Origin of the sequence: Devosia sp. BK, from assembly GCF_032907385.1 — a bacterium.
In the GTDB taxonomy this organism is placed as follows: domain Bacteria; phylum Pseudomonadota; class Alphaproteobacteria; order Rhizobiales; family Devosiaceae; genus Devosia.
On sequence record NZ_JAIMBX010000002.1, the window covers coordinates 627978 to 649401 of the forward strand.

The following is a 21424-nucleotide window of genomic DNA, read 5'->3' on the forward strand; positions in this document are numbered from 1 at the left end:
AGCTGCTTTTGCGTAAACGCCTCGATATCGCAGTCGCGGGTGCAGGTCCGGGTGGCTTGGCGACTGCCCTGTTCCTTGCGCGGCAAGGGCACAGGGTTCGATTGTTCGAGCGCTTCGAAACGCCCCAACCTGTCGGGTCGGGCCTCATGCTGCAACCGACGGGCCTAGCGGTTCTCGATGCGCTGGGACTGAGCGAGGGTATAAACGCACTGGGATCGCCCGTGGATCGGCTCGTCGGGACGGATTTTCGTTCGGGCCGAACGGTACTCGACGTCAGTTATCGCCCACTCGGCGCTGATGTCCACGCGCTGGCGGTCCACCGCGCAGCGCTGTTCAGCGTTCTGCATGATGCGGTTGTGGCAGAAGGCATAGAAACATCGGTAGGCTTTGCCGTCACCGACATGTCCCGCGCCCGCTCCGGCTATTACCTCCACAGCGACAATCGGCGCCAAGGCGCGTTCGATCTTATCGTTGATGCGACCGGCTCCTTGTCGCGTCTGCGCCAGTTCGCCCGCCACAAGCCAACAGCGCGTGCTCTCTCGTTCGGCGCGCTCTGGGCCACTCTGCCTTGGATCGACGAGGGTTTTGACCGGCGCGCGCTCGTGCAGCGCTATCGCAAGGCGAGCGTGATGATCGGCGTCCTTCCGGCCGGCAAGCAGGTTGCAGACGGGCCAGACCTCGCAGCTTTCTTCTGGAGTTTTAAGACCGCTGATTATGAGGCAATCCGCGGCGCCGGTATTGAAGCCTGGCGGTCAGACGTTCGCAAATACTGGCCAGAGACGGAACCGCATCTGGCAAATGTTGCGCACTTCGACCAACTCACTCTCGCCCGATATACGCACTCGACCCTCAAAATTCCCGCAGGCGATGGGATCGTTTTCATCGGCGACAGTGCGCATTCAACGAGCCCGCAATTGGGGCAGGGGGCCAATATGGCCTTGCTGGACGCAGCAGCGCTGGCGTGGGCAATGGACAGCACGAATGACATACCCTCGGCGCTTGCCGCTTATGCGCAGATGCGGCGCTGGCATGTGCGGCTCTATCAGTTTCTCTCCAACGTGCTGACGCCGCTCTACCAGTCTGACAGCTCTATCTATCCGATGTTTCGCGACATCGGTGCCGGCAGCCTGGGTAAGATCGCACCGCTGCCGTGGCTATTGGCCAAACTGATCTCGGGGCAGCTCCTGCTGCCGCACAACCCTCTGCTTCTCTCTGAGAAAGCAGGCCGTGGTGAAGCACCCGGGCACAAGTTCGTTTGATTGAGGAGCGCTTCGGGCTGGGCGCCTTGGTGTTGTTTGGGCTGGCAGATAAATGAAAGATTTGGGACCGGCTTCGAATTCCGGACGCTGGCGCATTGTCGATGTGCTGCGCTCTGGTTAGGCTCCGAATCTGAAGCCATGAGATAATTAGAAGTGCGTGAGTAGCGCCAATAAATGGAGACGGCCGTGATGGGGGAGTCAGTTTACCCAATCGTTCAGAAAATCTCGAACCAGGTCGGGGAGACGCTGGGCGCACAGGTGGGCGAAACCGTCGAGCGCTGCCTGGTCGACATGCTGACGAGGACCGTCACGCATCTTCCCGATGGGACGGCTTTCGTCATAACGGGCGATATTCCGGCAATGTGGCTCCGGGATTCCACGGCACAGCTGGCCCCGTTCCTGCATTTTGCGCATCAGGATGCCGGGCTGGCCGATCTCATTGCCGCCGTATCCAGGCGCCAGCTCGACTATGTTCTGCTCGATCCCTATGCCAATGCCTTCAACGCCACCGATAATGCTGCAGGACATAAGGACGTCTTTCCGCAGTCGCCTTGGGTGTGGGAGCGCAAATACGAAATCGACTCGCTCGCCTATACGATCCAACTGGCCTACGACCTGTGGGCGACAACGGGCCGAACCGACCATTTAAGAAGCTTCGAAGCGGTAGCGAAGGTCGTCATCCAAACATGGCGCACAGAGCAAGACCACGAGCGCAATTCGACCTATCGCTTCGAGCGTATGGATTGCCCGCAGAGCGATACGTTGACGCGTGAAGGTCTGGGGCCGGTTACGGGGCATACCGGAATGACCTGGGCAGGGTTCAGGCCGAGCGACGATGCCTGTGTCTACGGCTACAATATTCCCGGCAACGCCTTTGCTGCAGTCGCGCTGCGCGACATTGCGAAGGTGGCAGTCAAAGTTTTTGGCAACGACAGCCTTGGGCGGGACGCCGACCTCCTTCGCGAGGAGATAGAGAAGGGCATCGAGCGTTTCGGACTGGTGGAGGCCGATGGCAAAGACCTGGTCTATGCCTACGAAGTCGACGGTCTTGGCAATAGTCTACTGGCCGACGACGCCAATGTGCCGAGCCTACTCTCGCTGCCCATGCTGGGTTGGTGCACCGCAACTGACCCAATCTATCTGGCGACCCGCTCCCGCATCCTTAGCAAGGCCAACCCGTATTTCTATGCCGGGAAGGCTGCGTCTGGGATCGGCAGCCCGCATACGCCACCCGACCAAGTGTGGCCCATTGCCCTCGCCGTACAGGGGCTGACCTGCGACAGCCTCGCCGAAAAGCGCGACTTGCTAGACCTGCTGCTCGCAACCGACGGGGGCACGGGCCTTATGCACGAATCCTTCCATGTCGATGATCCCACAAGGTTCACGCGACCATGGTTTTCCTGGGCCAATGCCATGTTTTGCGAGCTCGCACTGGACGTTGCCGGCCTACGCAGCTATCGCCGTTCCGCTGTCCGTTAGGAAGTACAACGGTACTGGCGGATAAACAGCGCAACAGATCGCAAGAGGGCGGGAATTGAAACTTTGCTGCTCTTTACGCAGGGTTTGACCGGCTTTTAATGAACCGTCCGCGTCCCTCTAATCCTGCGCTGTTGGCTTGACGACGATGCTGCCGGTCGCCGGCATGGCCGAAGAGATTGGCTATCGTTCCCACAGCGCATTTTCTCATGCGTTCAAGCGCACTTTTGGGCGCACGCCACGGATGGCCCCAGGCAAGTTGCGATAGCAGAGGGGAGTGGAATCCCTGCATCTGAAACGGAGGTAGTGTATCTCGGGGCGCTTTAGGGTGTCTCAGACTGACCTGCACGAGCCTCCCAAAACCAGTCTTGGAGTCGCGATGTGCCGTCTTGGCGGAATAGCGGCGCCACCGGATCAATTGCCTTGCGTTGTCGCGGGAATCTACTCCAAGGCCAAAGGCTGGACGACGGCCGATAGCGCGCCGACCGATCCGATTTACGGCCCTTCGGGCGGCATCTATATGCCACTCTGGAACGCGCCCGAGAAGGTCTTTTACAGCCTTTGAGGATATGGAACGCGACGCCCAAAGGGCGTCGCAAGACTATTTCGAAACGCCGATGCAGGTTCTGGTCGCCGTCAGGATCTGCTCTGAAACAGCTTCGGAATCAGAGATGCGGGCCAGAACTAGGGCGCCGATCATGGTGGCCCATTTTCCGAGTGCCTGGGCATCCAACTCGTTTTCGCCGTCTTCGCGAGACACCGTGAATTCCTCGATCTGCCGGTGGATGGCGTTACTCATGACGCTTCGGGCCAGCGGGTCGGCGCGGGCGACTTCAGAACCAAGAGCTGCAAAAACACATCCCTTGCCCGGATTATCGCGGTGGAGCTTGGTCAGATAGCCGTCTGCAAAGGCATCCACACCATCGGCCGAAATCAGGCGCGACTTTCCGGAGCCTTCCAATGCCAAAGCGAGCGCTTCGGCAACGAGCGCCTGCTTGTTCGGGAAATGCCGCGGGAAGCCGCCATGGGTGAGGCCAGCCGCGTCCATGATCTCGGCGACGCTGACCCCTTCCAGCCCGCGTTCGCGAAACAGTTCTGCTGCTGCAGTGACAATGGCGGCGCGGCTTGTTGCCTTCTGTTGCTGACTTGTTCCCATGACCGGCCACTCCTGTGTTTCGATGTTTTAGATGATCGTCATCATCTTGACAATCAAGATGATGGACAACATCTTGATTGCGACACTCGGGTCAATTTCCAGCAGGTATAACTATGTCCACCGCACTTATCACTGGCGCCTCAAGCGGCATCGGCGCGGTATACGCGCGGAGGTTTGCCAGTCGCGGCCACGATCTGGTTCTTGTCGCGCGCACCACTCAGAAGCTCGAAGACCTAGCCGCAGAGTTACGCGCGGCATATGGCGTCATAGTAGAAATCCTCACCGCTGACCTTATCGATGCCACACAGCGGCAGACGGTCGAGAACCGGCTACGGGACGGATCGCCCATCGATGTGTTGGTCAACAATGCCGGCGACAATAGCGCCGGCACTATCGCTGAAACGAAGCCTGTAGATCTTGAAAAGCTGGTGACGCTCAATGTGACCGTGCCAACTCTTTTGGCAGCGGCAAGCGGGATGGCCCGGCGGGGTACGGGGACGATCATCAATATCGGTTCCGTCGTCGGCTTCATGCCCGAGCACTTTTCGGGAATCTATGCTGCGACCAAGTCTTATATCTTGACCCTCTCGCAATCTCTTGCCACCGAGCTTGGGTCCGAGGGTGTTCACGTGCAGGCCGTGGTGCCCGCAGCGACACGCACGGCGATCTGGGAGCGGAGCGGGGTGGACGCAAACACACTGCCCAACCTGATGGAGGTCGATGATCTCGTCGATGCGGCACTGGTTGGCCTCGATCGCAAAGAGCTCGTGACCATTCCGCCGCTTGGCGACGAGGCACTGTGGCAGAATCTAGAAAGCGCCCGTCATGGACTCTTGGGCGGTCTCGGCGGCACAAAGCCGGCCGAACGCTATCGTTTGGAAAAGTGAGGGTACGCCCATGAAAACGGTAATAGTGACCGGAGCTTCATCCGGCATCGGCCGAGCCACCGCTGAAGCGCTTGCGAAAGCGGGTTTCACGGTCTTCGGTACTAGTCGGAAGACGGGTGGGATTTCGCCTGCCGGATTAGAGATGCTCACCTGCGATGTAACCGACGATGCTTCCGTAAAGGCTCTGGTAGACACCGTCCTTGAGCGCGCAGGCCGGATCGATGTCGTGGTGAACAATGCCGGCGTCGGCCTCCTCGGTGGGGCGGAGGAGTCTTCTATCAGCCAAGTTCAGGCGCTCTTCGACGTGAACCTCTTTGGCGTTCTGCGGATGACCAACGCGGTGCTGCCAACAATGCGTAGGCAGAGACAAGGCCGGATCATCAATGTCAGTTCAGGTCTCGGCTTCGCGCCTGCGCCTTATTCGGCCCACTATGCGGCGACCAAGCATGCATTGGAGGGTTATTCGGAATCGCTCGACCATGAAATCCGCGCCTTCAACGTCCGGGTCTCCCTGATCGAACCCGCTTACGTGCGCAGCCCATTCGACCAAAACTCGCTCGAGCCGGACAGGAAGCTGCCGGAATATGACGAGGCACGTTCGAGAGTTCTTGGCTTCGTTCAGGATGTCATGCCCACGGCGGATACACCTGAAATGGTGGCTGAGGCAGTGCTGAAAGCGGCGACGGACAAGGATCAGAAGCGTCGCTACACCGTCGGTAAAGTTGCCGGACAGATCAGCCTCCTGCGGCGGCTGATGCCTGCAAAAATCTTCGACAAAGCCCTGCGCCAGCAATTGCGCCTTCCCGCGTAATTCCAGACAGGACATCCATGCCATGTACGCCTATTTTGTCGATGCCTACAAAAAGGGCTCGCTCCTCCGTCTAAGGGAGGCACCAGAGCCAGACGTTGGGCCCAACGATGTGCTGGTGCAGGTTCATGCCGTCAGCCTTAACCTCCTCGACTCCAAGATCCGCGACGGTGAATTTAAGCCCATTCTACCCTACAGGCCGCCCTTTATCGCCGGCCATGATGTGGCGGGCACCGTCCTTCGGGTTGGCGCCCAAGTGCGAAAATTCAACGTCGGTGACGAGGTCTATTCGCGGCCGAGCGATGGCCGCATCGGCACTTTTGCAGAACGTATTGCCATCGACCAGAAAGACCTGGCGCTCAAGCCCAAGACCCTGAGCTTTGCCGAGGCCGCCTCGGTTCCACTCGTAGGCTTGACCGCCTGGCAGGCATTGGTCGATCGGGCAAACCTCAGATCTGGCCAGAAGGTCTTTATCCAGGCCGGATCTGGCGGGGTCGGTACGTTCGCCATCCAACTCGCCAAGCATCTTGGCGCCAAGGTCGCCACGACGACGAGCGCTGCCAATGGTGAGCTTGTGCGGAACCTTGGCGCCGATGTGGTGATCGATTATCGCCAGCAGGACTTCGAGAAGGAGCTCTTGGGCTACGACGTGGTGCTCAACAGTCAGGATACGAAAACGCTGGAAAAGTCCTTGCGCGTTCTCCGCAGGGGTGGTGTCGCCGTTTCCATTTCCGGTCCGCCCGATCCCGCTTTCGCCAAGCAGAAGAAACTCGGTCCGATCATCGGACTGGTGTTTCGACTGCTCAGCCGAGGCATCCGTAAAAAGGCCCAGCAGGCTGGTATCCGCTATACGTTTCTTTTTATGAACGGTAGCGGAGCGCAGCTCGACCAGATCACCAAACTCATCGAGGCAGGCGCTATTCATCCCGTTATCGATAAGGTGTTTGCTTTCGAGGCGCTGAATGAAGCCATGGCCTATCTCGAAACCGGCCGGGCCAAGGGCAAGGTGGTCGTTACTCTCCGATAAGGCCAGCGCACCCGTTGTCTCGGCGATACCTGACAACCGGTAGATCCACGCCGTTCTGGTTTTACCGTAACACGACGATGGCCTCGACTTCGAAGAGCATGGTGTCGATGGCGAGCTTGGGAACGGGGACGAGGGTCTGGGCCGGAAGCTTGTCGCCGAACAGGGCGATGACGTTCTGGGTGAGCACGCCGAGCTTGGACATGTCATGGTCCACGACATAGACGGTCAGTTTAGCCACCTGGTCTGGCTTGGCACCGATGCCTTCGAGAGCCGCGCCGAGATTGGCATAGGCTTGAGCGACTTGCGTTCCAAAGTCGGGCGAGAGAGCGCCGGTCTGATCCTGACCGCCTTGGCCGGAGATATAGGCGATGCGCGCATTGGCCGGCGCCACAACCGCCGTGCTGTACCCATTGGCGGTTGGATCGCCCAGTTTAGGGGGATTGATGAGGGTGAGGTCTTGCGCGGCAGCGGCGGCGGAAAATTGCATGATGAATAGTCCTTTTATGAGTAACGGTTTGATCGCCCGAGACATGACCGGTGGTCCTTCTGACACAAGGCGGTTTGAGTTGCTGATGGGAGAAGAATAGGCGACCATACCTGTCATCTGCTGTCAGGTTGGTTGGGGCCATTTCGAATTTATGCGTGCAAGTCGGCTCCTCTCGATCCTCACTACACTCCAGGCCAAAGGGCAGGTTACCGCCCAGGCCCTCGCGGACGAGTGTGAGGTTTCGGTGCGGACGATTTATCGAGACGTGGATGCACTAAGCGCTTCTGGGGTGCCGATTTACAGCGTGCAGGGCAGCGCTGGTGGATATCGCCTGCTCGACGGCTATCGCGTGCGCCTTAATGGCGTGTCGTCAAGCGAAGCGCAGGCGCTGTTTCTCGCGGGCCTGACACAGCAAGCCGCAGATCTGGGAATGGGATCGGCGGCGGCAAGCGCGCGGAGCAAGGTGTTGGCGGCCTTGCCCGAAGAGATGCGGTCGGGTGCGGCGCGGTCGCGCTTTCATTTCGACGCGCCGGCCTGGTTTGCAGAACCCGAGACATTGGCCCAGCTTCCTACAGTGGCTGCTGCCGTCTGGAGCGAGCGGGCACTGCGCTTCCGCTATGCAAGCAGGACCGGCTTAGGTGAACGAGAGGCCGACCCACTCGGTATCGTGCTCAAAGGTGGGGCTCGGTACCTGGTTGCCGGGGTGAAGAGCGAAACCAAGACCTTTCGAATTGCCCGCATGAGCAACGTCCATCTGCTCGAGAAGGCATTCGACTACTCCAAGAGCTTCGATCTGGCTGGCCACTGGGCCGAAAGCATACGTCTCTACGAAGTTGACCTGCATCCCAACAAAGCGACCATTCGGCTATCGCCGGCCGGATTCGCAATGCTCGATGACCTATTGCCGCCCTACATCCGCAGCGGGGCCGTGATTTCGCCGGAGAACGACCGAAATGGCTGGAGGCAGGTGACCATCTCTGTCGGCTTGCTCGACCACGCCGCCGCCGAAATGCTGCGCTTCGGCACTCATGCTGAAGTGCTTGAGCCTCCGGAACTGAGAGCCAAGATGACCGAAATCATTGCTTCGTTGGCGAAGATGTATCGGTCGTCAGCGAAGCCGGAGGGATAGCGACCGCCGGAAGCCGCCCATTGTCCTGGCTAACGGATGCTGAACGGAAAATATTTGGCGTTGATCATGTTGTAGGTACCGTCTTCGGTAATCGTGGCAAGCGCGGCATTGAGTGCGGTTTTCAGGTCCTGCTCTTCCTTGCGCACCGCTATGCCTGCGCCATCGCCGAAAAAGGCCGCGTCCTTGATGTCTTCGCTGCGGAATTCGCAGCATTGGCCGGTCTTGGTATTGGTCAGCCAATCATAGGCAGCGAGCTTGTCTTCGAAGACGACATCGACTTCGCCCTTGGCAAGGCCGTCGTAGAGTTCGGGCGACGTGCCATAGACCTTGATGTCCGAGCGGCCATAAAGGCTCTTGGCATAGGCCTCTTGGGAGGTCGCAAGGCTCACGCCGATGCTTTTGCCGGCGAGATCATCCGGCGCAAAAGCCTCGAGGTCGGATTGCTTGTTGGTGATGAAGATGGACGGGCTGTCGTAGTAGCGCTCGGTGAAATCGGCGACCGCGCGGCGTTCGTCGCTCATCGACATGGAGGAGATGATGGCATCATATTTGTCGTCGAGAAGCCCGGGGATCATCTCGTCCCAGTCCTGCGTGACATATTCGCACTCAGCCTTCATCGCAGCGCAAAGGGCATCGGCAATCTCGACGTCGAACCCTTGAAGCTTGCCATTGGTATCGAGATAATTGAAGGGCGGAAACTGCCCCTCGATCGCGATGCGGATGGGGTTGTCCTGGGCGAGGGCCAGAGGGGGCGCAGCGAAAATTCCGACCGCTGCAACAATGCCCAATACCCAATGCGTCGTTCCGCTCTGCCCGTTCATTGCCGTCTCCCTAGCGCTGGCGCACGCACGCGCTCTTCGCCCATCAGCAAAACACAAAATCTACAATCACAACTTACGTCATCGGCCCATTTGTGGGCCTTTATGACAAGACAATCGTAATTGTTTGAGTAGAGCCTTTAGGCGTACTCGGCATGATTGGCCTTCCCTTGCTTCGTCCCGCCCTCAAATGGACCTCGTCCGGCGCGCTCCTCACCCTGATCGCCATTGGCGGTGTGGTGACCATTGGGCTCGTGCTGGCTTCGGCTATCTGGGCTAGCCGAGAAAGCGACCTTGCTGCGCTCGATCGACAGCGCGAACTTTCAAACACGCGGCTTTCGACACAAATCGAACGCGTTGCCCACGAACTCGACTTGATGGCCGAGGGCTATGCCAGCTCGATTTCCACTGTCGACGAAACCAATGTCAGCCCGCAGGACGGCAAGGGGTTCAGCCACCTCATCAAGTCGATCTTCGGATACGATCAGGTCTTTGTTATCGACGGCGACGGCAAGCTTGCCCTTGAGACCGATGCGGAAATCGCGTCGCGATATGACTGGGCGAAGCCGCTGCTGCTTCCGCTGCTGACAAGGCTGCGGCAGCAGGATGAGCCGCTGCCAGTTGTCGAACTGATGCGCCTTGAAGGCCGCCCGTCTATTGCCGGCATCAAGGCGATTACGCTTGGATCGCAGCCCGTCGCGCCGACCAATCGACTATATCTGATTGCCTATCGCTATATCGATGGTCCGGCACTCGATGCTTTCAGCCGCGAACAGGGCCTCAACGGCGCCCGTTTCGCGCGCGCTGCTGACCCGGATATCGAAGAAGTCACTTTCGAAATTCGTGCCACAAGCACGGGCGAGCCGATCGGCTTTATCATCTGGACGCCGGACTTGCCGGGCTCGCGCGTCGTCAGCCGGCTTCTCCCGGCCCTCGCCGCTTCCGCGCTCATCATTGCCTCGCTTCTGGCCATGCTGATGTTGTTGCTCAAGAAGTCGATGTCGGAACTGACCGACAGCGAACAAAAGGCCCGGCGCCAATCGCTCCATGACGCCCTCACTGACTTGCCCAATCGAATTTTATTTGGCCGTCGTCTCACTGATTGTCTCGAAGACCAGCGCCTCAATGTCACGCGCTCGATCGTGGCGCTGATCGACCTCGACAAGTTCAAGACCGTCAACGACACGTTCGGACATGGCGCGGGCGATGAATTGCTGACCGCGGTCGCCGATCGTATCCGTGCCCTGCTTGGGCCCAATGATACCCTCGCCCGCCTCGGTGGCGATGAATTTGCCCTGCTATTGCCTGATCGCGCCAAGACAGATCGATCGCATCTCGAACTCTTTCAGCGGATCATCACCTCGCTCAATGCGCCCTTTCCGCTGCTCGATGGCAAGGTGACGGCCACCATTGGCTGCTCGATTGGCGCCACGAGCCTGACGAGTGCACGCCAGACGACCAGCGAAGTGCTGCACCTGGCCGATATCGCGCTTTATGAAGCCAAGAGTACCGGCCGCAACCGTTGCGTCGAATATTCAGCACGGCTTGATAGCTCGGCGCAAATGCGCGCTGAGTTGAAGTCCGAGCTGCAGACATTGTTGAGCACTGGTGGAACAGATCCTCAGTCCGAATTCGGCCTTGAGGTCTTTTTCCAGACCATCCACTGCACCGCGCCGGGCCATGCAGTTTCGGGCGCCGAGGCTCTGGTGCGCTGGCGCCACGAAACGCATGGTCTCCTCACGCCCGATAAGTTCATCACGCTCGCCGAAGACAGCGGCATGATCCATGAGCTTGGCATGGTGGTGCTCGAAAGAGCCTGCGCCGCGGCGACAGGGTGGGACAGCACGCAATTCGTCTCGGTCAACGTGTCGCCCCTTCAGCTTCGCCGTCCCGACTATGTCGACGCGGTGGTGAAGGTGTTGAAACAAACCGGGCTTGCCGCTGAGCGTCTGGAACTCGAACTCACTGAAACCGCACTTCTCGATGCCGACGAGGCAGTGGTATCGGATACATTGGCGCGCCTCCGCGATGCAGGCATCAAGATCGCGCTCGATGATTTTGGCACGGGCTATTCGTCGCTCAGCCACCTTGTCCGCTTCGGTATCGATCGCATCAAGATCGACCGGTCTTTCGTTAAGCTCCTCGGCAGTCGCGCTGATGGCGCCGCGGTTGTGTCGGCAATCGTCGCCCTCAGCCACAGCCTTGGTCTATCGACAACAGCCGAAGGCGTTGAAACCGAAGGACAACGCGATTTTCTCGTCGCTGCAGGTTGCAACGATCTTCAGGGATTTTTGCTCTCAAAGCCCGTCCCCAACCCCGATATGGGCGTTGTGGATGAGGCGGCTACGGATTTGCGGTTAAGCGGCCCGTCAATCGCTTAAGTTAAACGCCGTTTCGGGAATTGCGTGATCAGTCGCCGTAAGAAACTTGATCATTCTATCTGCGTTATTACGCTCGCAGGCAGTGGGTGAATAAGCTTACATCTGACAAGCGCTGATGATTTCCGATGGACGAATAGATGACCGCTGACCCCCGAATTTCCACCGGAAACGAAGGCCTCGATATCGTATTGAATGGGGGCCTGACGCCATCGCGCCTCTACCTCCTCGAAGGAGCGCCCGGCTCGGGCAAGACAACGCTGGGTCTGCAGTTCCTGATGGAGGGTGTGCGGCAGGGCGAAAGATGCCTCTACATCACGCTTTCCGAAACCCACGAAGAATTGGCCGCCGTCGTTGCCTCGCATGACTGGACGCTGGACGGCATCGACATTTTCGAACTGTCCTCGGCAGAGGAAGTGTTGGGTGATGGTCGTGGCCAGACCATCATCCACCCCTGGGAAATCGAACTCAGTGCGACGGTCGACCTGATCATCAAGCGGGTTGAAGAGGTGCAGCCGCGGCGCCTGGTCTTCGATAGCCTGTCCGAATTGCGTCTCCTGTCTCAGGATCCGCTGCGTTATCGCCGGCAGGTACTGGCCCTGAAACAGTATTTTGCAGGCCGCAATATTACAGTGATCCTTGTCGACGATCTGACCGGAGAACATGGCGAGCGTGACGCTCACCTCCATTCGATCGCTCATGGTGTCATCACGCTCGAGCGCAATACGCTGGAGTTCGGCGCTGCCCGCCGCACGATCCAGATCCAGAAACTGCGCGGGGTTAGTTTTTCGGCTGGATATCATGATGTCCAAATCCTGCGGAGCGAACTCAAAGTCTATCCGCGGCTCATCGCTTCGGACTTTCATACGCCATTTGTCGGCGATCCAGTGCCGAGCGGCATTCCAGAACTCGATGCATTGCTCAATGGCGGACCGATGCGCGGCACGTGCGCCATCATGACGGGTCCCCCTGGTACGGGCAAAAGCTCGGTCGCCTTCTCCTATGCCCTCGAAGCCTGCCGGCGGGGCGAAAATGCCACCGTTTATCAGTTCGATGAGCGTATCGGCACCTTGATGGCCCGCTCCCGCTCTTTGGGACAGGATCCCGATGGGCCAATGGAGGCTGGCTGCCTCAAGCTCATCCAGATAGACCCTGCCGACGTGACGCCGGGGCAGTTCGCCTGGATGGTGCGTAAGGAAGTGGAAGAGCGTCAGGTCAAGGTCATCGTGCTCGATAGTCTCAATGGTTATCTGTCATCGATGCCTGAAGAAAAGCAGCTCATTTTGCAGATGCATGAGCTGCTCTCCTATCTGAACCAGCAAGGTGTGTTGACCCTACTGATCAATCCGCAGCAGGGATTGGTTGGTACGATGCACTCTGGCGCGCTCAACATTTCATACATTGCGGACGTCGTGTTCCTGTTCCGGTTTTTCGAAGCCCAGGGCCGTCTTCGCAAAGCTATGTCAGTGCTCAAAAACCGAGCCGGCGCACATGAGGATGCAATCAGAGAAATAAAGTTCGACAGTCACGGCATTCGTATGGGCGATCCCTTGGTTGCCTTCAGGGGCGTCCTGACTGGTACTCCGGAATATGTCGGTGATCGCGGCCCGCTTATGGAAAGCCGCCCCAATGATAGCCAGTGACGGCAAGGTCGTCGTTTATGCGCCATATGCGAAGGATTCCGCCAGCATAGTTGGGTTGCTGCGGGGCGAGCATTTGGACACGGATACCGCGTCTTCGCTGGCCGATCTGGTGGGGCATTTCGGCGAAAGCCTCGGCGCGGTGCTGATGAGCGAAGAGGCGCTGGTGCAGGCGGATTGGTCGGCCCTCCTCAAGGCTGTCCACAATCAGCCGACATGGTCGTCTTATCCCTTCATTCTGCTGATCAGCCAAAAGCGCTCCGCTGTTCAGACCGAAGCGGTCTATCGCTTGTTCCCGCCTGAAGTTGCCAATGTCATGGTGCTCGAGCGTCCGATGAGTTCGACTGCGCTATTGAGCGCGGTTCGCTGGGCATTGGCCGGACGGCGTCGCCAGTTCGTCACCAAGTCTCATCTTGATGAACTGGAGCGCCGGGCCCAACAGCAGCGCCTGCTGACGCGCGAACTGGCACACCGGGTAAAGAACACCATCGCCATGCTTCAATCCATCGTTGGGCAGACTATGCGGCCCCATCCTGAAATGGCCGATGTTCAGGAACAGATCGTCGAGCGTTTTTCGGCCCTGGCACGAACGCATGACCTGCTGTTCAGCACCGATTTCCAGGAGGCCGAATTCGGCGAACTGGTGCGGCAGACGCTCTCTGTCCATAGTCGAAATTTCGTCATTAAAGGACCCGCAATTCAATTCTCGCCACAGGCCGCATTGTCATTCGCCCTCGTCATCCACGAGCTGGCGACGAACTCGATCAAATATGGCGCGCTGTCCTCGGACCAGTCGGGCCAGGTTGACGTCATGTGGGAAATCCAGCCTGGCCCGAATTGCGACCAATTGAAATTCGATTGGCGGGAGAGTGGTGGGCCGCCGGTTTCAGCCCCGGCGCGCAAGGGCTTTGGCAGCCGATTGATCCGCGCGACCCTCGGCGGTCTGGGCCAGTCCGAGATCAGTTACGCAGAAGAGGGTTTTCGATTGGCCTTCACCGGCGATCTGGCAGGTCTTGCCCAGTCCGTTACGCCCACAGACTGACATCCACCGGCTATTCCGACGCGGCGAAACGCAAGGCTTCGGAGGATGAGCGGAGGCGTTGTGCCGTGATGATGGCGATCCAGGTGATGATGGCCTGGCCGATATCGGGCGCCTCGTGCGAGAGCGTCTCGAAGGCTGATTTGCTGAGATAAAGGGTTTGCAGCGGGCCGTCCGCGAGGAGATCGGCTGAGCGTGGATTGCCTTCGAGGAGGGCAAGTTCGCCAGCTGGGGCTCCCGCAGCGATGCCGGCGACGCGCAGCGCGCCGCTGGTCGAGGGAATGCGGACACTGATGCTGCCCGAGAGGATGATCCAACATGCCGTTCCCCGCATCGCCCATGCGGCAGAGGACATCGCCGGCGGCATAGGCGCGAAGCTCTACCGCCGCCGTGAAAATCTTGCGGCGGTCGGTGGATAGGGATTGGAGGAATTCGAGGTCGTCCTGCGTATGCGGCGCATTGAGGCGCTCGCCGAGCGACTTTTCCTCGAACCGCTCGAGGGCCGCATCGAGATCGGGAAGGGTTTCGATGGCCGGGCCGATGAATAGCGCCAACTCCGGCGTGAGCCCCGCGATGCAGAGGCTGCGGCCGTTCTTGGCGAGGCGGGCGCGCATGTCGTTGAGGAGCTTGTTGCCGGTGGCGTCGATATCGGTCACCCGGCGCATATCGAGGATGGCGGTGTCGAACTCTGGTTCGAGCCGGCGCAGTTCGGTATCGAGATCATCGCAATTGCCGAAGAACAGCACGCCCTGAAGACGGAGTACCAGCGTGCATTCGCCTTTCTGGCGCAAGAGGTCCATGTCATGCGCCGAACGGCCACGGCGGGAGAGGAGGGTTGCGCCGGTGGTGCGCGCGACAATCATCGGCCGCGCCATATCGGTGATGAACAGGAGGCAGGAGAGGACAACGCCGATCAGCACGCGCATCGTGGGGTGGACGAGCAGAATGCCGAGCATGACGGCGAGAAGGATGGACAGATCGCGCCAAGCGCAGCCGCGGAGGCTCGGATATTGCGGACGAATGGCGTCGCGCACCATGTCGATGACCGACCAGTTGATCGAGCGTACGACGAAGAAAAGGGTCAGCGCCGTCAAGCCCAGCAGCGGCATAGAGCCGATAAAGCCGGGGATGAGGGCAATGGCGAGGAGCGCGAAACACCCGACGATGCGCGTCAGCGTGGTGCGTCCACCGGCAAGATAGGCGGGGACGGCGACAGAGAGCGACGTTGTCATCGCCGCGGCACCGGACACACTTGCGGCCATATTGGCAAGGCCCAGTCCCGCTAGTTCGCGGCGCGGGGTGGCATCGATCTCGATATAGCCCTTGCTGGCGCGGACCGTGAGCAGCGTGTCGAAAATGCCGATGGCGGCGACGGCGACGGAATTGAGAATGATCGGCTGGATCATTTCGCGAGGGAGCGTTGCGAGACTGCCAAGAGCCGCGCCGACAATCCCGGCGAGTTCCCCAAGGGCATCACCGCTGGCAGTTCGGCCCAGCGCAATGCCGGGGAAGATCACGTGGAGGCCATGGAAAAATACGATGGCTGCGAAAAGACCGATCAGCGGCACCGGCAGGCGCGGATAGCGCCGAACGAGAAGCAGCATGCCGGCGATCAGGACGAGGCCGATCAGCGGCATGGCCAGTTCGGAGGCGCCGAAGGGCGTGGTGACCAATGCTCCGAACGAGGTGCGGCCAAAGAGCATGGGCATCTGGCCGATAAAGAGCAGGAGCGAGACACCGAGACCAAAGCCGGCAAGAACCGGATGGGGCACGTAGCGCACAACATTGCCGAGCCCCGCCAGCCCAAACAGCACCTGCCAGAGACCCGCCAGCGCTACACAGATCGCCATGGCGGCAATGGTGGCATTGAGATTGCCGGTGGTCGCCAGCATGGTTGTGGCGAAATTGGCCTGCAACAGCGCCACCATGACGCCGGGCGTGGTCGGGACCGGGCTCGGCGTGCGGGCCAAGGCACCGACAAGGCCGGCAAAGACGGCGCCTGCAAGACCGGCAATAGAGCCAGCGGCGGCCATTTCAGGACCCAGCGCCTGATAGGCGACGACCCCAGCGGCCATCGAGCTTGGGAGCGCAATGACCGAAAGGGTAACACCCGCAACGAGTTCGCTGCGCAGTGAAACGGGTGCGGCGGACGAAGTGGTTGGATTGGAAATGGTGTTCATCCAAGGTCAGGCCGCAGCCCGGTGGACTAAAGGGTCTTGATGCTGCCAGTCGACTCGATCGTTGCAGTCGGTTGGTTGCCGCCGCCGGCGACCTTGTCGAGCGAGGCGTCGGGCAGTTCGTCCTTGCTCGTCTTGGGTTTAATATCCTTGGTCTTCTTCAACGTGCAATCTCCATCTTTGGCGCTGATCTAACATGCGCTTTGCTGGTGTGGGCAAGGGGTTGTCTTGGGAGTGGGACAAAAGCGAGACATCGCGGGACGGAATATTGCGCTATGGCCGTCGCACAGGTTTTCGGGGACCGATAAGCATATCGGAGGTTTGAGGAGATGTGTGATGACGACCAAAACGAACAAGCCCGCGCCAAAGACCACTGCGGCCACTGACGAACTGCCTGACGCGGCGCTCGATAAGGTGGCAGGTGGCAATAAGCCACCCGAGGACGTGATCAAGGGGCGCGTATAGGCCCGCGCCAATATGCAGTTTGTTTCTCGAGCCGATCTGACCGCAGATCAACTTGAGGCGGCTAAGGGGATGACCTTTCCCGCCTATCGTGCCCTGCTCGATGGCGTTGAAAACATTGTCGCCCTGGCAGCCGTCGATGATGGCGCGGTGCTCGGCCTCTCGCTTTGGCGAGTGGTGGGCGCGGAAAAACAATCGGCCCGGTTGCTCTCCTTGTTGGTCGATAGCGACTATCGGCAGCAAGGCATTGGCGCTGCGCTGCTGCAGGCCTCGACGGAAGCCTTGGGCGACACGGTGAACCAGGCCTTTGCGTTCTGGTCATCTTCGCTGCCGGGGGCGGGAGCGTTCGAAGGATTGATCAAGTCGGCTGGTTGGGCAGAGAAGCAACTCGACCAATGCCGCGTGTCCGGCACGGCCGAGAGTGCGCGCAACTGGGCGCATCGGCGGCGCATGGACCGGATGCTGAACCGAACCGGTTGGACCTTTACATCGTTCGACCAGATTGGCGATGCGGAGCGCGCTGAAATAACAGAAGCGGTGAACGCAGCCGAAACGCCCGAGGGCTGGGCGCCGTTTGACCCCGTCACGGACAATCAGCCGATCGTGCCGGAGCTTTCGATTGTGATGCGCCAGCATGGTGCGGTGGTGGGATGGCTGACTACGTGCCGAGCGGAAAATGGCGATATCTGGTATTATCGGCTGCACAATATCGGGGCGGTGAAATCTTCAGGCGCGCTGATGCCGCTGATTGTCGAGGTCAACCGGCGGCATTTCGATCTCGACGGACCCAAGGCACGTTGGCGCTGGAACACGAGCAGCAAACGCCCAGACATGCTGGCGTTTCTGGCGCGGCATGCGAGCGAGTTCTGTGATTTTCACGACTATCACTGGGTTTCAAATCTGGTGCTGCGCGCCGAGGGGAATGATGCGGTCGGCGAAACCGAGCAACTCGCTGCGGTGGGTTGAGTAGATCACCATGGCGCCGCGCGCTCGGGCGGCGCCGATCATGGAGCGCACCGTTTCGGCATCGAGCGCGGACAGCGTTTCATCGAGGATCAGCAGATCGGGATTTTGCACCAGTGCGCGGGCAATCAGCACCTGCCGGGTGAGGCTGAACGGGAAGGCGCCGGCCACAAGGAGCGTCTGAATGCCCATGGGCATGGCGCGCACCACCTCGCCAAGGCCGGTTGCTTCGAGCGCCGACCAGGCATCGGCGAGATCGGCGCCGGGCGTATCCTGCAGCACGGCGGTGCGGATGGTGGAAAAGCCGAGGTCCTGATCCTGAAAGACGGTAGCGATGCGCGCTCTGTAGGCGGTGCGGAGGGATGGCGTCAACGGCGCGCCGTTGACCACGAGGCTGCCGGACGAGGGCGGGATAAGACCCATGACGACGCGCAAGAGGGTCGATTTGCCGCCGCCTGATGGTCCGCTGAGCGCCAGCACCTCGCCACGCTTGATGGTCAGCGACAGGTTTTCGAACAGCGGGGCGCTGTGGGGGTAGCGGAAGCCGATGTTCGAAAGAGCGATACTGTCGAGGCGGAGGGGGGCGGCGGTGACTGGTGTGAGGGGGTCGACTTGCGTGACCGGCTCGATCGCGTCGAGGGCCGGTTTTTGCGGGAGAACGGCGCCGTAGAGGCGGGCGAGTTCGGTGGCCGCGTGAAGTGCTGGGACGCTGAACAGGAGGACCGCGAGTGCATTGCGCGGGCTTGGGGTGCCGATGCCTGCAAGCCAGGCGAAGGCGACGATTCCGGTGCCCAGAATAAGAGCCCAGCCGGTGGCCATCATATTGGCCATCTGGGCGTGCTTGAGGCCGAGAGTTTTATCGAGGTTTGTCTCGGTGCTGGCACGGAGCGCGGCAATAAAGCGCGCGGCCGCGCCGAGGCTGCGGAGTTCGATCATGTTGCCAAGCGTCCAGCCGCGTTGGCGGTGGAGGTCGACCGAGGCTGGAATGGCGGCAAGGTGTCGGGAGGCGAGCGTTTTGGCGAGCAGGCCCGCAATGGTGGCGCTGGCGAGTGTTGCAGCCATCAGAACGCTTGCCAAAGCCGGATTGGCGAAGAGAGCTAGCGCTGTGGCGGTGGCAGCCAAGGCGGCAAGGACGGGGGCGCGGCGGAGTTCTGCATGGGCGAGCGCGGCGTCGAGGCCCGATGAGAGTGTGGCGCTTTGCTGCCGCGCTGTGCCCTGAAGGAGGCCGGGCGGCAGGTCGATCATTCGGTCCCAAAGCCGGCTATGGATCGCAAGGTTTTCGCTGCGCTGCGTGCGGAGGTTCGTAAAAGAGCCGGAGCGGCGGAGGGAGAGGACGGCGAGGCCAAGAACAAGCGCCAGAACCAGCCGATGGTCGCTCGGCATCAGGACGAGCAGGCCGGGGACGAGCCAGACAAGTCGCGTAGCGAAATCGAGGAGTTTGGCGCCGCGCGGCGTTTCGGTTTTCCACGGGGCGATCCACGCGCCAAGGTTGAGGGGGCCGGGGGTGGCCCGGGGATAAGGCGCAGCGAGTTCGATATCATCGCCGGGGGCAATGGTGGTAGTGCGATAGCGTGTCAGGCCAAAGCGCCACCAGGCGCTTTTTCCATCGCTGCGGCGGCGTGCGTGGAGGGTGCCAGCGTCGCGGTTGAGCCAATCCGGTTCGGTAGGGCGGATGCGGCGGAAGCGGAAGGCTGTCATGCGCTCCCCGGCTCCAAAGCGAGGGTTTGGTTGCCGAGCGCGAGGGTTTCAGGGCGCATGGAAAGAAGAATTAAAATAATGCCGGATACCTTGATCCGGGAAACGATCGCTGCGGCGAGCGTCGGCTCGACGCTGTCGAGTGTGCCATTGAGAATGAGAATGCGTGGGCAGCGGAGGAGCGCGCGGGCAAGGCCGAGGCGTCGGATCTGGCCGCCGCTAAGGACGCTGCCTTGATCGTCGAGCATCAGATCGAGACCGCCACGCGGAACGAGCGCGGTCCAGAGATCGACTGCTTCGAGTGCTGCTTGCAATTGCGCGTCGTCGAATGCTGCGCCGAGGGTGAGGTTGCTGCGGATTGTGCCGTCTATCAGAGCAGTGTGGTGCTCAAGGAGGATGGCGGTTTCTGGCGGTAGGTTGGCGAGAGGTGTTCCGTCGAATTGCACAGTACCCGTGCTGGGCGGCAGAAGACCAGCGCATAGGCGAGAGAGGGCAGTGGCGCTATTGCCGCTCGATGCGGGGACCGCAAGCACCTGGCCCGGTCGCAGGGTAAAGCTGACGTTCGAGAGGAGTGGGCCAAAGACGTCGGCTGGTCGCCAGCCGACTGCCTGAAACTCAAGGCCGTTCTCCGAGTCGGATCGTTCGAAGGGGAGCGGCTGTGCAACGTCGATCTGATCGGCGAGGCGGTAAAGGGCAGACTTGAGTGGCAGAACGTGGAGGCCGTGGCGGATGCGTTCGAGCGCGAGATGGGCGATGCCGGCGATGGCGAGGATGCCGGCGATTGGTGCGGCGTCTGCCGGGGAGGCGCTTTTGAGGAGCCAGAGGATGAGCGTGCCGTATAGGCAGAGATCGAGGAGGCGCAGAGCGCCATCGAGGTCGACCTGGGCGCTGGCGGCGCGCATGGTTTTGGAGGCGCTGAGGGCGTGATGGCCGGCGAGGCGAGTAAAAAGGCTTTTTCCGCCCTGACCGATACGCCACCAATCGGGATGGGCGAAGAGATGAGCCGGAAGGCTATGATGCGGTAATCCGCCCAGGCCATAGCGCGCAATGGCGCTGCCGCGGCGTGTCGAGATCAGCAGCAAGACTGCCAGTTTTGCGATGGAGAACAGCACCAAGACGAGGGCCGGCAATGGCGCGAGGATGAGTGCTGCAGCGAGAAGTGCTGCGAGATAAAGCGCGGCCAGCATAGCGACAAGTTGTTCGGTCGCGCCGAGGGCGAGGGGGGCGGATAGCCGGGCCGTGGACTGACCCGCATCGCGCAGCAGATAGATCGCGGTCGGCCAGTTCGGCAGGTCGCGCATCATCTCGCGGCTGCCGCGCCGCGCTGCATCGGTTGCGGCCGCGCTGACAAGCCGCAAACTCAGCCAATCGGCGTAAACCGCTGCCAGAAGGAGCATGGGCCAGACGAGGTTGGCGGTAGGATGGCCTTCGAGCGTGCGTGGCAACATTGGGACGAATTGGACGATGGCGCAGCTGACGAGTGCAGCGCCGCCGAGGCTGAGGGCGGCCGATAAAGCCAGCTTTGCTCCCTGCGCCCGAAATGCCGCGCAATAGTGTTTAAACGGCGAGATCGGCTCGCCCACAGCCGGTGCGCCGGCTTGGAGTTTGATGACGATGCCGGTGAAATCCTGGCTGAAGCGTTCGGGCGAAACGACTTCGGGGCCGGAACTGGGGTCGTTGATGTGAATGCCGGCGCTCGAGATTTTTTCGACGACGACGAAATGGATGAAGCGCGAATGAGCCACCAGCGGAAATCCGAGGTCCTCCATTTCATTGGGCTCGACGCGATGTGCGGTGGCGACAAAGCCGTGGTGCCGCGCCAGATCGCGCAGCACGCGGGCAGTGGAGCCATAAAGGGTGGAGCCCGCTTCGCGCCGAAGCTGATGAAGCGGAATGTGGACGCCGTGAAAGCCCATGGCGATGGCGAGAGCGGCGAGGCCGCATTCGGCGTGTTCGCCCTGCCGTTGTTCCGGCGTCCAAGTCGCGCCAAATAACCGTGCCCGCATCTGTCGCGCCGACCCCT

The 21424-nt window shown here is 60.5% G+C and carries 20 protein-coding genes and 1 pseudogene; 13 read left to right on the forward strand and 8 right to left on the reverse strand.

Annotated elements, in window-relative coordinates:
- Nucleotides 1-8: 8 nt before the first annotated feature.
- From DevBK_RS15105 to DevBK_RS15120, 4 genes are all read left to right on the forward strand, one after another.
- Nucleotides 9-1259 carry an NAD(P)/FAD-dependent oxidoreductase gene (locus tag DevBK_RS15105; RefSeq protein WP_317186028.1) on the forward strand — a complete coding sequence of 417 codons (1251 nt, stop codon included), beginning with the start codon at nt 9-11 and terminating at the stop codon, nt 1257-1259.
- Nucleotides 1260-1448: 189 nt separating this feature from the next.
- Nucleotides 1449-2738, forward strand: a complete 1290-nt coding sequence (locus tag DevBK_RS15110) for a glycoside hydrolase family 125 protein (protein WP_317186029.1) — start codon at nt 1449-1451, stop codon at nt 2736-2738.
- Nucleotides 2739-2883: 145 nt separating this feature from the next.
- A complete protein-coding gene (locus DevBK_RS15115) occupies nt 2884-3003 on the forward strand; it encodes an AraC family transcriptional regulator (protein WP_317186120.1) in 120 nt (39 codons plus the stop codon).
- A 111-nt stretch (nt 3004-3114) separates the two neighbouring features.
- The gene (locus DevBK_RS15120) at nt 3115-3300 is read left to right on the forward strand and encodes a hypothetical protein (protein ID WP_317186122.1); all 186 of its coding nucleotides are present in this window, start codon (nt 3115-3117) and stop codon (nt 3298-3300) included.
- A gap of 36 nt (nt 3301-3336) precedes the next feature.
- Here the strand turns inward: DevBK_RS15120 and DevBK_RS15125 are convergent, their stop codons facing one another.
- Nucleotides 3337-3891 (reverse strand): helix-turn-helix domain-containing protein, encoded by a 555-nt coding sequence (locus DevBK_RS15125; protein ID WP_317186030.1) that lies wholly within the window; start codon nt 3889-3891, stop codon nt 3337-3339.
- Nucleotides 3892-4004: 113 nt separating this feature from the next.
- On the opposite strand from DevBK_RS15125, the gene DevBK_RS15130 reads away from it, so the two are divergent.
- From DevBK_RS15130 to DevBK_RS15140, 3 genes are read left to right on the forward strand one after another with little or no spacing between them, the layout of a single operon-like run.
- Nucleotides 4005-4778: an SDR family oxidoreductase gene (locus DevBK_RS15130; RefSeq protein WP_317186031.1), complete on the forward strand. Its 774-nt coding sequence runs from the start codon at nt 4005-4007 to the stop codon at nt 4776-4778.
- 10 nt (nt 4779-4788) lie between these two features.
- Nucleotides 4789-5589, forward strand: coding sequence for an oxidoreductase (locus DevBK_RS15135; protein WP_062628825.1), 801 nt, complete (start codon nt 4789-4791; stop codon nt 5587-5589).
- 22 nt (nt 5590-5611) lie between these two features.
- Nucleotides 5612-6613, forward strand: a complete 1002-nt coding sequence (locus DevBK_RS15140) for an NADP-dependent oxidoreductase (protein WP_317186032.1) — start codon at nt 5612-5614, stop codon at nt 6611-6613.
- A gap of 61 nt (nt 6614-6674) precedes the next feature.
- Here DevBK_RS15140 and DevBK_RS15145 read toward each other — a convergent pair whose 3' ends face one another.
- On the reverse strand, nt 6675-7145 hold the full coding sequence (locus DevBK_RS15145; RefSeq protein WP_317186033.1) for a RidA family protein: 471 nt from the start codon (nt 7143-7145) through the stop codon (nt 6675-6677).
- Between the two features lie 106 nt (nt 7146-7251).
- On the opposite strand from DevBK_RS15145, the gene DevBK_RS15150 reads away from it, so the two are divergent.
- Nucleotides 7252-8229: a YafY family protein gene (locus DevBK_RS15150; RefSeq protein WP_317186034.1), complete on the forward strand. Its 978-nt coding sequence runs from the start codon at nt 7252-7254 to the stop codon at nt 8227-8229.
- Nucleotides 8230-8258: 29 nt separating this feature from the next.
- On the opposite strand, the gene DevBK_RS15155 is transcribed toward DevBK_RS15150, so the two are convergent.
- On the reverse strand, nt 8259-9050 hold the full coding sequence (locus DevBK_RS15155) for a transporter substrate-binding domain-containing protein (RefSeq protein WP_317186035.1): 792 nt from the start codon (nt 9048-9050) through the stop codon (nt 8259-8261).
- A gap of 152 nt (nt 9051-9202) precedes the next feature.
- Between DevBK_RS15155 and DevBK_RS15160 the strand changes: the two genes are divergently transcribed.
- From DevBK_RS15160 to DevBK_RS15170, 3 genes are all read left to right on the forward strand, one after another.
- The gene (locus DevBK_RS15160) at nt 9203-11428 is read left to right on the forward strand and encodes a putative bifunctional diguanylate cyclase/phosphodiesterase (protein ID WP_317186036.1); all 2226 of its coding nucleotides are present in this window, start codon (nt 9203-9205) and stop codon (nt 11426-11428) included.
- A gap of 137 nt (nt 11429-11565) precedes the next feature.
- On the forward strand, nt 11566-13068 hold the full coding sequence (locus DevBK_RS15165; RefSeq protein WP_317186037.1) for an ATPase domain-containing protein: 1503 nt from the start codon (nt 11566-11568) through the stop codon (nt 13066-13068).
- Nucleotides 13055-14107, forward strand: coding sequence for a sensor histidine kinase (locus DevBK_RS15170; protein ID WP_317186038.1), 1053 nt, complete (start codon nt 13055-13057; stop codon nt 14105-14107). The genes DevBK_RS15165 and DevBK_RS15170 overlap by 14 nt, the downstream gene beginning before the upstream one ends.
- A 10-nt stretch (nt 14108-14117) precedes the next feature.
- On the opposite strand, the gene DevBK_RS21015 is transcribed toward DevBK_RS15170, so the two are convergent.
- From DevBK_RS21015 to DevBK_RS15180, 3 genes and pseudogenes are all read right to left on the reverse strand, one after another.
- Nucleotides 14118-14471: a cyclic nucleotide-binding domain-containing protein gene (locus DevBK_RS21015; protein ID WP_410494085.1), complete on the reverse strand. Its 354-nt coding sequence runs from the start codon at nt 14469-14471 to the stop codon at nt 14118-14120.
- 193 nt (nt 14472-14664) lie between these two features.
- Nucleotides 14665-16284, reverse strand: a pseudogene (locus tag DevBK_RS15175) (SulP family inorganic anion transporter); the annotation flags it as partial.
- Between the two features lie 26 nt (nt 16285-16310).
- A complete protein-coding gene (locus DevBK_RS15180) occupies nt 16311-16445 on the reverse strand; it encodes a hypothetical protein (RefSeq protein WP_317186040.1) in 135 nt (44 codons plus the stop codon).
- 172 nt (nt 16446-16617) lie between these two features.
- On the opposite strand from DevBK_RS15180, the gene DevBK_RS15185 reads away from it, so the two are divergent.
- Together DevBK_RS15185 and DevBK_RS15190 are read left to right on the forward strand one after the other, a co-directional pair.
- Nucleotides 16618-16746 carry a hypothetical protein gene (locus DevBK_RS15185; RefSeq protein ID WP_317186041.1) on the forward strand — a complete coding sequence of 43 codons (129 nt, stop codon included), beginning with the start codon at nt 16618-16620 and terminating at the stop codon, nt 16744-16746.
- A 69-nt stretch (nt 16747-16815) separates the two neighbouring features.
- The gene (locus DevBK_RS15190) at nt 16816-17709 is read left to right on the forward strand and encodes a GNAT family N-acetyltransferase (RefSeq protein ID WP_317186042.1); all 894 of its coding nucleotides are present in this window, start codon (nt 16816-16818) and stop codon (nt 17707-17709) included.
- Here the strand turns inward: DevBK_RS15190 and DevBK_RS15195 are convergent.
- Together DevBK_RS15195 and DevBK_RS15200 are read right to left on the reverse strand one after the other, a co-directional pair.
- Nucleotides 17638-19404: an ABC transporter ATP-binding protein gene (locus DevBK_RS15195; RefSeq protein ID WP_317186043.1), complete on the reverse strand. Its 1767-nt coding sequence runs from the start codon at nt 19402-19404 to the stop codon at nt 17638-17640. The genes DevBK_RS15190 and DevBK_RS15195 overlap by 72 nt on opposite strands.
- Entirely contained in the window at nt 19401-21407 is a 2007-nt protein-coding gene (locus DevBK_RS15200) for a cysteine peptidase family C39 domain-containing protein (RefSeq protein ID WP_317186044.1), read from the reverse strand. Before DevBK_RS15200 ends, DevBK_RS15195 begins: the two co-directional genes overlap by 4 nt.
- Nucleotides 21408-21424: the final 17 nt, after the last annotated feature.